Here is a 9,981-nt window from a genome sequence, read left to right as displayed (position 1 = left end):
AAAACCGTTTATTTTGACCTAATTTAGTACCCGTTAAGATCGCAAGAAAGCGATTGTCACTGGCTGTCACTTCTAACTTATTTGGCTACTGGCATCTTTGCGGATATACATAAAAATTTAAATTCAGTATTACTTTTAAGAGCTATTTTTCTAATGACCTTACAATTCTGGATTTGAAATAGCGTATCAGATGGCGCAAAAATCAGATAAAACTCGTCCCTCTGATCATTATATACTGTAATGACAGATGAGGCGGAGGCACTGTGGGAAAACTCCTCTCCCAATGGTGCTGTAAAATCGGAAGCACAAACCCATCCTTTCTCCAGATCAAATTCAACTACCCATTTACGATAATTAAGATCTACACTCTTTTCTTCATCGAAAATATCAAAGGGATTATTGATCAGTTGGTATCTATTTGAGTCTATTTTCCTAAAATTCTCCCCCAGATCTGACATTTGGATTAGCATCCGCTCTTGGTATTCAGTCCAATCCAAATTCATTTCCTTTACCTGCATACCATCAATGTATTGTTTTACATTTCCCTGAGAACTGACAGCTACAAATTCATTGTCGTCAAAAACTTGATAGGCTATCGCATGACCTTTAAGGGAAAGTGGGCCCTCTTTTGGGATCTTAAAGGAAAACTCCTTTTTACCAGATTCAACACTAAAAAGGCTGTATCCCTGATCCTCTCGAGATACAAAAAATCTCTCCCCATTGTAACTGATCGTTTTTTGTAAATTAATATTTGTGGTAGCAGAATCCTTTTCCAGGATGAAATCCCCTTCAAAAAACTCCTCCAATTTCCCCTGATAGATTTCTTCCGAGCTTTTCTCTGCACAGGAGAAAGTAAAAAGTAGAACGGCAATTAGTAATAGTATTTTCATTTACGGGATTTTCAAAATATAACTAAATCTAAAGATAATTTTAAAATCAAAAAAGCCCCGAATCTAAAATCGGGGCTTTAGTTAATCTTTGAGGTGTGACTGTGAGCTACAACGTAGCGAAAAATCTCCTCGAAGGTTTTATTCTATTCAAAGAAAGATGCTCAAGACCTTCGAGTCCCGAAAAGTATCGGGACTCGAAGGTCTAAAAGATCAATCTTTTCCCAAAAAAGGATATCTATAATCCTCTGGAGAAACAAATGTCTCCTTGATGGTACGTGGAGAAACCCAACGTAGCAAGTTGATCATGGAACCGGCTTTGTCATTTGTTCCTGAAGCTCTTGCTCCACCAAATGGCTGCTGTCCTACTACTGCGCCGGTCGGCTTGTCATTTATGTAGAAATTCCCTGCTGCATTCTTTAGCTTTTGCGTAGCCAATTCTACGGCATAGCGATCCTGAGAGAATATTGCTCCTGTCAAGGCATAAGGCGAAGTCTGATCAACCAATTCCAATGCTTCTTCAAAGTGCTCCGAATTGTAAACATAGATAGTCAATACAGGACCGAAGATCTCTTCACACATCGTTGTGTACATCGGATCTTGAGTCAATATGACGGTCGGCTCGATAAAGTAACCTTCTGATTTATTAAAGTTACCTCCGGAAATGATTTCAACACCTTCAGCTTCCTTTGCTTTAGTGATGTAATTCGAAATTTTATCAAAAGCCTTCTCATCAATTACCGCATTGATAAAGTTGGTAAAATCTTCTGTTCCACCCACGGTCATAGTAGCAAGATCTTCCAGCATATATTTCTTCACATCTTCCCAAATATTAGATGGGATATATGCTCTAGAAGCGGCAGAACATTTCTGTCCCTGATATTCAAAAGCTCCTCTAACCAAACCTACGGCAACCGCTTTTGGGTTTGCCGACTTATGAGCGATCACAAAATCCTTTCCACCAGTCTCTCCGACGATCCTTGGGTAAGATTTATACTTGTGAATATTTCCTCCGATGGTCTTCCAGATATGCTGGAATACTCCGGTTGAACCTGTAAAGTGAATCCCAGCAAAATCGGGGTGGTTGAAAATAATATCACCAGCTGTCGGTCCATCCACATAGATCAAGTTGATCACGCCATCCGGGACACCAGCTTCTTTGAATACCTGCATCAGTACATTTGCAGAATAGATCTGAGTGTATGCTGGTTTCCAAACAATTGTATTTCCCATCATGGCGGCAGAAGTAGGCAGGTTTCCGGCAATGGCTGTGAAGTTGAATGGAGTCAAGGCAAAAACGAATCCTTCCAATGGTCGTTGCTCTACGCGATTCCACACTCCATTTCCAGAAACCGGAGGTTGCTGAGCATAGATCTCGGTCATATATTTAACATTGAACCGAAGGAAATCGATTAACTCACATGCCGCATCGATCTCAGCCTGCATCGCATTTTTGGATTGACCAAGCATTGTTACAGCGTTGATTTTAGCACGATAAGGACCAGCAAGTAAATCCGCAGCCTTCAGGAAGATCGCAGCTCTTTGTTCCCATGCCATATTTTCCCAGGCATGTTTTGCTCCTAAAGCTGCATTGATTGCTTGCTCCACATGAGATGCATCCCCTTCATGAAAATGTCCCAAGATATGCTGATGATCATGAGGTGGGGACATGGATTTAGTATTTCCAGTTCGCACTTCATCGCTACCGATATACATTGGCACATCGATTTGTGTTGCTCTCGCTTCTTTCAGAGCAGCCTGTAATTCCTTTCGCTCAGGGCTTCCAGGAACGTATCCTTTCACCGGTTCATTAATTGGAATCGGCACATTGAAAAATCCTTTTAACATGATATTTGGAGTTTATTTGATTTCTGTTTGGGCCAAAGATAAGGAAAGGGGATTATTTGGCTAGTGATTTTGGTAACAAAAGGACTTAAAGTAAGGCTTCCAATTCCCTCAAATGGGCAATTGTGTAAGTAGGTTGAAGCTCAATTTGCTTTCCTTCGGGATTAAAATAGACTTGATCAATTCCTGCATTAATAGCACCCAGTATATCTGAATTTGGGTTATCCCCGATCATCAAGCAATGCTCATGTCTTGTTCCTAGTTTTTCAACAGTATGATGAAAAATTCGTGTGTCAGGCTTTTTGTGTCCGGTCGTCTCCGAAGTCACGATCAAGTCAAAATAAGACCCAAGTTTCGCAGAATTGATTTTCTTAGCCTGCGACTCATCAAATCCATTTGTGATAATATGTAGCTTGTATTTGCCTTGGAGGTAATTCAAAATCTCAAATGTGTAGGGAAAAACATGAGATTTGGATGAAGTTCTATGCATAAAATCCTCTTCAAAAGGCAATGGAATTCCGTCAGGTGATGCCCCAGCATGCTCAAAAATCATCCGGAACCGCTCTTTTCGAAGATTTTCTTTATCGATCTTTCCTACGTTATACCAATCCCAAAGCTGGTAGTTGATATGATGAAATGAATCAAAGAAGTTCTGAAAAGTGGGAATTCCCAAGCCCAATAAATCATAGTGGTGGTAAAGCTCGGAAAGTGATTCGGTGACATTTCGGTCATAGTCCCAAAGCGTATGATCCAGATCGAAGAAGATGTGTTGGTAAGTTTTCAAGGGTAATTAGCGACGGTATTGGTTATTCTGAATTTTATTAATGGCAAGTTCACGATTGGATTTCAGGATTTCAAAAGTCTCCTGATCCCGGATTAGACTCGGATCCTTTTGGATAAACTTGAAAATCTGCTGAATGATTTCGAGATATTCTTCCAAAATATAATAGAAGACCCATTGGTCCACTCTACGACTTCCTAGCAAGCCTGCATTTTTCAAAGAGATAAGATGCCTGCTGGTTTTGGTTTGGGTGAAATCCAGAATCAATTCGAAGTCAGAGATCGACAATTCTTTATTATTCATCAAAAGATGAAAAATCCTCACCCTAGGCTCTTCTGAGAGGGCTTTGAAGATTCTAAGCCCGTAGTTTAAACTGATATTTTTTAATCGCATTAGTAAGTTTTAACGCAGTTTATGCAATGAAAATAAAAATTCACCCGAAATTAGGGTATTATCGCATCATAAAAGACAACCATCGGCCGTCCATTTAGTTAATTTATCTGTGAAGACTTCATTTTGTTATAAATCGCTCCTCGTTTTCCTTTTGGGATTCTTTTTATCTGTCCATTTTGTAAATGCTCAAGATCAAAAGGAAAGAAAGGTAATTCAGCTCTCCGGAATCGTCTTAAATTCTGACAGCACAGACGCTGTAGCAGGTGTAAATATTTACGTTCCTAAAAAAGGAAGAGGAACCAGCTCCGGAAGATTTGGATATTTTTCCATGCCTGTATTAGAAGGTGATAGTATTGTGTTTTCCTTTATAGGTTTGAAAAAGCAAACTTTTAAAGTTCCTGAAACAGTTGAGAATGACCGGATCAGTTTGATTCTTACCATGGAAGTGGATGAAATAGCGTTGGCAGAAATTGAAGTCATGCCCTACCCTACCGAGGCCGAGTTTAAGCAGGCAGTAATAGCAATGAACGTAGTGGACCCAATGTCTATCAGTCGGGCAAATATGAGCCCGGAGATGCTTCTCCGTTGGGCTGAGAGTATGCCGGCATCTAGCAACGAAAACTTCCGATATTTCCAACAAGGTCAAATGCTTCAAAATCAAGATCTATACGGCCCTAGACCACTTCGCCTTCTTGATCCATTTGCCTGGTCCCAATTTATCCGATCAATTAAGCGGGGAGATTTAAAGAAAAGGGATTGATATTTCTTTTTGTGGTGATTTATTTGCTCGCGGCGATGCAGCGGCACAGCGAATTGGATTTCGAGGTTTAAACGAAATCATTGAAACTAGACTCCATGCTTGGTAGTGGTTCAATTATTCTCAGCTTAGCGATTTCGTGGGATGTTTTTCTCGGTCTAAGCTAACTTTTCATAGTCCGTTTACGATTCGCTTTATCCCATATTTTAATAACGCTTCATTGAAGTTAATCAAAAGGCCAAGTTTAACTTTTGTAAGTCTTAAGTAAGTCATGAGTTGCTTAAGGTGCACTGGAGCTATTACTTGGACAGACTTTATTCGATTATCACTTTTTTGTCAACAATTATATCCGCCCTAAAACCTTTTTCAAATACTATCCCATCCCACTGGAGTGGCAATGAGACTTGATTCTCTACTTCTAAACCTGACTTTTTTAATTCATGAATTAGAACTCTTTCATAAATGGACTCGAGCAAGCCTGGTCCCAACTCTCGATGAATGTAAAATGCCATATCTAAAATTAGAGTTGCGAGTTCATTCTCAGTTTTTTCCATAAAAAGTAAGTATTTAAGAACTGAAAAATTTTCCCTTTTAAAAAATTTACAAGTAAGACTATCAAAATCATTTTCACCTCATTCGTAGCGCCGTTGGGTCGCTGCGAGCTTTGTATTATTAATCAATCTCTGGCAACACCCAATTCTCCAATACACTCGGAATCTTCATCATCTGCTCAATAGCAGCAATTGATCTGGGAGCATCACCAGATAGATTTATCGGGCCGTCCTTTGTAACCAAGATATCATCCTCGATTCGGACCGCTATTCCCCACCACTTTGGATCGCAGTTACTTCCCTCAGGAATATAGATCCCAGGCTCGACTGTTAATACCACTCCCTCTTTTAAGGCAGCACCTCGGACTCCACGATCGTGGACATCCAACCCAAGATGATGGCTCGTACCATGTGGGAAGTAGTTGTGTTTTTCTCCAGCTTTGATAATCCCCAAGTTGACAAGCCCATCGTTGATGATTTTTCTTCCGGCTGCATCTATTTCAGAAAAACTTGCCCCCGGCTTGCAAAGTGCTATCCCGGCTTCTTGAGCTTGATAGACAAGTTCATAAATAGCCCTTTCTTCCTCATTAAATTTGCCGCTTATAGGGATTGTCCGAGTAACATCCGCGGTATAACCTTTCCACTCTGCTCCTAGGTCCATGAGAAGTAAACGATCGTTTACGCTTCGTTTATCATTCTCGATATAATGCAAAATACATCCATTATTTCCTCCACCTACGATCGACGGATAGCCTAAATCTTCGGCACCATACCTTTTGTAGATAAATTCATGAACCCCCTGAATTTCCCGCTCCGACATTCCTGGCTTAGCAGCTTTCATCACTTCGATTTGTCCAATTGCAGAGATTTTTACAGCTTTCTTTAAAAGCGCTATTTCCTCAGGTGTTTTCACTTCACGAAGCACATCCATCATTTGAGAAAGGGATGATATATCCACTTTCTGCTCAGGGATTTCTGCTTTGGCGGCCATTCTTTTTTCCGGAGAATCTGCCTTCATGTACGAGTTGATCGCTGGATCTTCGAGCATTTCCGGGTATTGTCGGGAAAACCTAGTGATCATTTGCACCACTCGCTCTGAATTTTCAAGATCAGACTTCTTGATCATATCATAGATTTGAGCACTGGCTTCGGTATATTTATCGGGATAGGAAGTGGCTGATTTAAAATCATTAATCATCGTAATTAAGGGACGATTAGAGTTACTCTCTTCTATGCCTTGAGAAAGACTAAAAGTAAAAATTCGATCAAAGTCTTCAGGTTTTATTCCTGATTTTTCGGCAAAATCAGAATTGAGGAGAGCCTGCTTGAAACCCAACTTTTCTATTGCTCCTTCTTGTCCAAGACGTTTTCCATTCCACATCTCGGCACGAGGATCACGCTCTTGCACGAATATTATTTCATCTGCCAATTCCCCGTTTATTTCTCGCTTTTCGCTAAAAAGGACCAGTACCGCATTAGGTTCTCTGAACCCTGTGAGGTAAAAAAAATCAGTATCAGGATGGTAAATGTAATCCACATCATTGGTCCTGTTTTTCACAGGATTGTTAAAGAAAACTGCTACTGTATTGGCAGGCATCAATTTTCTCAATTCATCTCTTCGGCTTTGATGCCAATCGGAAGTGAGCCCTCCTTCAAAAAAAGATTGAGGTAAACCAACAAATGAAATCGAAAGAAATAATAAAGTCCAAAATAGTTTTTTCATAATAAGAAGAATTAAATCGTTCCAATGTCTCATCTTTTAGCCATTTAACAAAGTGTTAATCCAATGATTGGTACAGATCGTTATCTTTGAGAATCTAAACAAATCGAATTATGAAAAGAATTTGGGGAATTTTCATCCTATTGTTGGTCTTTTTTGGCCCTACTTCAGCACAAACCAACCCCGGTAAACCAAAACTTATTGTCGGAATCGTGGTCGATCAAATGCGCCAAGATTACCTCTTCAAATATGCAGATCGGTATAGTCAAGATGGATTCAAAAGGCTTATAAATGACGGCTTTATGATGAAAAATGGACATTATAACTACATACCAACCTATACCGGACCTGGCCATGCTTCGGTCTACACTGGCACAACGCCAGCGACCCATGGCATAATAAGCAATAGCTGGTATGTAAAAAGTACCGGTAAATCAATTTATTGTGCTGGTGATTCAACGGTTACAAATGTTGGAGGAACTCCAGGAAATGGGCAAATCAGCCCTAGAAATCTTCTAACCACAACGATAACCGATGAATTACGATTTTCAACTAATAAGCGATCAAAAGTGGTTGGAATTGCCATAAAAGACCGAGGTGCAAGTTTGCCTGCGGGACATTTAGGGGATGCATATTGGTTTGACAGTGAAAATGGGGAGTTCATGACTTCCAGCTATTACCATGCTGAGTTACCTGCTTGGGTTAATTCTTTTAACTCAAAAAAGCTTGCTGATTCTTATTTGAAACAAACCTGGGAAACACTTTATCCCATCTCCACATACAAGCAAAGCATTGCGGATGACAATGAATTTGAAGCCCCATTTATAGGAAAAGACACCCCTACTTTTCCTTACAATCTTTCCGAACTTCGCGAGAACAACGGTGGCCCAGGCTTAATAGCCTCCACTCCTTTTGGAAATTCACTTACTCTTGACTTTGCGATAGCAGCTATTGAAGGTGAAAATCTGGGCAAAGGAAATGATACAGATTTCCTGGCTGTAAGTTTTTCTTCCCCTGATTATATCGGTCATAGATTTGGTCCGACTTCCGTTGAACTGGAAGACAATTACTTAAGATTGGATCAAGAGATGGCTAAATTGCTTAGCTACTTAGATGAGACTATCGGGAAAGGTCAATACTTGATTTTCCTTACTGCAGACCATGGAGTGGCTGATGTTGCTACATATATGGAGTCTGAAAATGTCCCTGCAGGAAATCTAAACACTTCCTATATCACTGGTCAACTCAAAGGCTATATGGCAGCTCAATACGGTGAAGGAGATTGGATTCTAAATGTTTCCAACGAGCAGGTATTCCTGAATGAAAAACTTGCGCGTGACAAGGATGTGAATATTGATGATATCGAAGAAGAGCTTGCAAGATTCCTTCTGCGATTCAGAGGGATCAAAGAAGTTTACACTGGAACTACGATGAAAACTTCTGCTTTTGAAGAAGGAAGAGCTCACTTACTTCAAAACGGTTTTAATCATAAAGCTTCAGGAAATCTCCTGTTAATCTTAGAGCCAGGCTGGTTGACAGGTGGAGCAAGAGGAACTTCTCATGGCACTAGTTTCACCTACGATACGCATGTTCCCATTCTATTCTATGGATGGAATGTAAAACCAGGATCAAGCTCAAGGTATACGACAGTCACAGACATTGCTCCTACCCTTTCGATGATGCTTGGAATCCGACTACCAAATGGAGCTACCGGTCAGCCGATTTTGGAAATAACGAATTGATCAAAATTTATTAATTATCAAAAAAGCCCAGAATTCTATCAATTCTGGGCTTTTTTGATTTTCATTTTGACAGATTCTACTCCGTCCAGCTCATTGGATATTTTTCATCGACAAACTCCAAGGCATCAGTGGTGATTTCTAATGACTTGAATGTATCCAACATTACTGCATATTCGTGCGTTTCTTTGGCACCAATGGATTTTTCCACTGTTCCAGGATGAGGTCCATGCGGCAACCCTCCCATGTGAATCGTAAATGAACCTCGGTCGATTCCCTTTCTGCTCATGAATTCTCCCTCTGCGTAATACAATACTTCATCGGAATCAATATTGGAATGATTGTATGGTGCCGGAATAGCAAGTGGATGGTAATCAAAAAGTCTCGGCACAAAGGAGCAAATCACAAAACCCCAAGCTTGGAAAGTCTGGTGTACTGGAGGTGGCTGATGGATTCGTCCCGTAATCGGTTCGAAATCAAAAATTGAAAGTGCATAAGGATATAAATACCCATCCCATCCCACGATATCCAAAGGACTATGTCCATACGTATATTGATGAAGCATTCCTTGTTTTTTAATCTGAACGAGGTAATCTCCCTTCTCTTTCTCAATCTTCAATTCATTAGGAGTCCGAATGTCTCGCTCACAGTAGGGTGAATGCTCCAACAATTGCCCCACTTCATTACGATAACGTTTTACCGTTTCAATAGGTCCTTTTGACTCGATCACCAATAATCGCAGAGGTCCTTCTTCTTTAAATTCAAAACGATAAATTGTCGTCCTTGGAATTACAACATAGTCACCCTTTTTCACTTCCAATACGCCAAATTGGGAATACATCACTCCTTCTCCATCATGAATGTAGATCAGTTCATCACCGTCAGCATTTTTGAAGAAGTAATCCATCTTCCGATTTTTTGGTGTGCAAATCCCCATCATCACATCACTATTCATCATCAGAATTCTCCGAGCGCTCAAATAGTCTTCACCTGTAATTTCTACCCCAGAAGTTTTGAGATGCGTTTGATTTAATCCATGCGCTTTAGCGATTTGCCAATCAAAGGGCTTGGGTGTCCCAATTGACTTTACTTCATTTGGGTTATAGATATGGTACAAGGTGGAATAGATTCCAGAGAAACCTTTGGAACTCACCAGTTCTTCTTTGTAAAGACTGCCATCAGGCTGGCGGAATTGTGTATGACGCTTTGGTGGAATCGCTCCGAGTCGATGATAATATGCCATTTGAATTGGGTTTATATGCTTCGCTAAATTACAAATAATGATTCAGGACTGAAATTCCTTTTTAT

8 protein-coding genes and 1 pseudogene are annotated in these 9,981 nt (G+C 40.2%); 2 read left to right on the top strand and 7 right to left on the bottom strand.

Translation table 11 applies throughout. From position 1 onward, the window contains the following. Positions 1–77: 77 nt before the first annotated feature. The 4 genes from P8O16_RS19290 to P8O16_RS19275 form a co-directional block, all read right to left on the bottom strand. On the bottom strand, positions 78–890 hold the full coding sequence (locus P8O16_RS19290; RefSeq protein ID WP_300317643.1) for a hypothetical protein: 813 nt from the start codon (positions 888–890) through the stop codon (positions 78–80). Between the two features lie 210 nt (positions 891–1,100). Beyond that, positions 1,101–2,735 (bottom strand): L-glutamate gamma-semialdehyde dehydrogenase, encoded by a 1,635-nt coding sequence (gene pruA / locus P8O16_RS19285; protein WP_300317612.1) that lies wholly within the window; start codon positions 2,733–2,735, stop codon positions 1,101–1,103. 85 nt (positions 2,736–2,820) lie between these two features. Beyond that, the gene (locus P8O16_RS19280) at positions 2,821–3,516 is read right to left on the bottom strand and encodes a YjjG family noncanonical pyrimidine nucleotidase (RefSeq protein ID WP_300317609.1); all 696 of its coding nucleotides are present in this window, start codon (positions 3,514–3,516) and stop codon (positions 2,821–2,823) included. A 6-nt stretch (positions 3,517–3,522) separates the two neighbouring features. Beyond that, positions 3,523–3,906 (bottom strand): helix-turn-helix transcriptional regulator, encoded by a 384-nt coding sequence (locus P8O16_RS19275; protein ID WP_075349815.1) that lies wholly within the window; start codon positions 3,904–3,906, stop codon positions 3,523–3,525. Between the two features lie 151 nt (positions 3,907–4,057). Between P8O16_RS19275 and P8O16_RS19270 the strand changes: the two genes are divergently transcribed. Further along, on the top strand, positions 4,058–4,666 hold the full coding sequence (locus tag P8O16_RS19270; RefSeq protein ID WP_300317661.1) for a carboxypeptidase-like regulatory domain-containing protein: 609 nt from the start codon (positions 4,058–4,060) through the stop codon (positions 4,664–4,666). A gap of 168 nt (positions 4,667–4,834) precedes the next feature. Here P8O16_RS19270 and P8O16_RS19265 read toward each other — a convergent pair. Beyond that, positions 4,835–5,175 (bottom strand): annotated as a pseudogene (locus P8O16_RS19265) (GxxExxY protein). A 160-nt stretch (positions 5,176–5,335) separates the two neighbouring features. Then, complete coding sequence (locus tag P8O16_RS19260; RefSeq protein WP_300317605.1) at positions 5,336–6,937, bottom strand: aminopeptidase P family protein; 1,602 nt, start codon at positions 6,935–6,937, stop codon at positions 5,336–5,338. A 110-nt stretch (positions 6,938–7,047) separates the two neighbouring features. Here P8O16_RS19260 and pafA point away from each other — a divergent pair, with 110 nt between their 5' ends. Further along, on the top strand, positions 7,048–8,676 hold the full coding sequence (gene pafA, locus P8O16_RS19255) for an alkaline phosphatase PafA (protein ID WP_300317604.1): 1,629 nt from the start codon (positions 7,048–7,050) through the stop codon (positions 8,674–8,676). Positions 8,677–8,752: 76 nt separating this feature from the next. Here the strand turns inward: pafA and P8O16_RS19250 are convergent, their stop codons facing one another. After that, on the bottom strand, positions 8,753–9,916 hold the full coding sequence (locus tag P8O16_RS19250; protein WP_300317603.1) for a homogentisate 1,2-dioxygenase: 1,164 nt from the start codon (positions 9,914–9,916) through the stop codon (positions 8,753–8,755). Positions 9,917–9,981 lie beyond the last annotated feature (65 nt).

Source organism: Algoriphagus sp., assembly GCF_029254265.1.
Classification (GTDB): domain Bacteria; phylum Bacteroidota; class Bacteroidia; order Cytophagales; family Cyclobacteriaceae; genus Algoriphagus.
This window is presented reverse-complemented; position numbering and strand designations above follow the sequence as displayed.

Coding starts and splice junctions, on each gene's coding strand:
- pruA (WP_300317612.1), bottom strand. CDS start 2,735: ATGTTAAAAGGATTTTTCAATGTGCCGATTCCAATTAATGAACCGGTG.
- P8O16_RS19290 (WP_300317643.1), bottom strand. CDS start 890: ATGAAAATACTATTACTAATTGCCGTTCTACTTTTTACTTTCTCCTGT.
- P8O16_RS19250 (WP_300317603.1), bottom strand. CDS start 9,916: ATGGCATATTATCATCGACTCGGAGCGATTCCACCAAAGCGTCATACA.
- pafA (WP_300317604.1), top strand. CDS start 7,048: ATGAAAAGAATTTGGGGAATTTTCATCCTATTGTTGGTCTTTTTTGGC.
- P8O16_RS19275 (WP_075349815.1), bottom strand. CDS start 3,906: ATGCGATTAAAAAATATCAGTTTAAACTACGGGCTTAGAATCTTCAAA.
- P8O16_RS19260 (WP_300317605.1), bottom strand. CDS start 6,937: ATGAAAAAACTATTTTGGACTTTATTATTTCTTTCGATTTCATTTGTT.